Source organism: Brevundimonas sp. GN22 (assembly GCF_054824005.1).
Genome location: NZ_JSYD01000150.1, coordinates 1 through 1,065, shown reverse-complemented (window position 1 = coordinate 1,065; position 1,065 = coordinate 1). Strand labels below are relative to the sequence as shown.

Below are 1,065 nucleotides of genomic sequence, written 5' to 3'. Positions count from 1 at the left end.
GCCTGGACCATCAAGGGCGGTGTCTCGACCGGCTTCAAGACACCCAAGACGACCCAGCTCTATGACGGCGTCGTCGGTTTCGGGGGTCAGGGCACCTCGCCCCAGTTCGGTAATCCGGACCTGCAGCCCGAGACCAGCGCCAGCACCGAACTGGCCGTTTACTGGCAGCATCCTGGCGGTCACAACTTCAATGCCACCGTCTTCAACAACACCTTCGAAGACAAGATCGCCAGCCAGCCGTGCGGTGCCGGTCTGGCATTGGCCTGCGCGGCCACCGGCGACTATGGCGATATCGGTTATGCGCCTTCGAGCACCCGCATCACCAATATCGACGAGGTCGTCATCCGCGGTGCTGAACTGGCCGGCCGCTGGCAGATCGTGGACAAGGTGTCGCTGCGCGCCAACTACACATATACCGATAGCGAGCAGAAGAGCGGTGCGGCCAAGGGTCAGCCGCTGGGCGAAAGCGCCAAGCACATGGCCAACGCCTCGATCAACTGGCAACCGACCGACCGCATCTCGCTGATGCTGGCAGGCGAAGCCCGCGCCGATCGCTATGCCGGCCAGCACGTGGTGACCAACCAGGCGCTTTATTACAAAGACTACGCCGTTCTGAACCTCAGCGGCTCGTACGAGGTGAACGACTGGCTGACCGTGAATGCGCGCATCAATAACCTGCTGGACCGCGATTTCACCGGCTATGACGCCGAGTTCCGCGATCTGGACAACAATGGTGATTTCGACGGCACCAATGAGACCCTGTTCTTTGATCACTACAACAACAAGGACAAGGGTCGCAGCCTCTGGATCAGCCTGAACGCCCGCTTCTGATCCGGAAGCGATGCTTACAAAGGGTCATCGGCGACGATGGCCCTTTTTGCTGTCCAAGCTAAGCCGTTGGTCATAAATCACGGTCATAAGAAGGCGCATGTCCGATCGCGCCATTCGAAATCTCGAACACCTTCGCCGCTCCGCGTCGACCGCACGCGTTCTAAACCTGCTGAAGGTTTCGGATGATCACGGCCACACCGACGAGTGGTCGGAAAAACCGATGTTCCAGACGCC

The 1,065-nt window shown here is 59.8% G+C and carries 1 protein-coding gene; it reads left to right on the top strand.

Going from position 1 to position 1,065, the window contains the following annotated elements; all coding sequences use genetic code 11:
- On the top strand, positions 1 to 831 hold an 831-nt coding region (locus tag OB03_RS14460; protein WP_461344626.1), incomplete at its 5' end, for a TonB-dependent receptor domain-containing protein.
- Positions 832 to 1,065 lie beyond the last annotated feature (234 nt).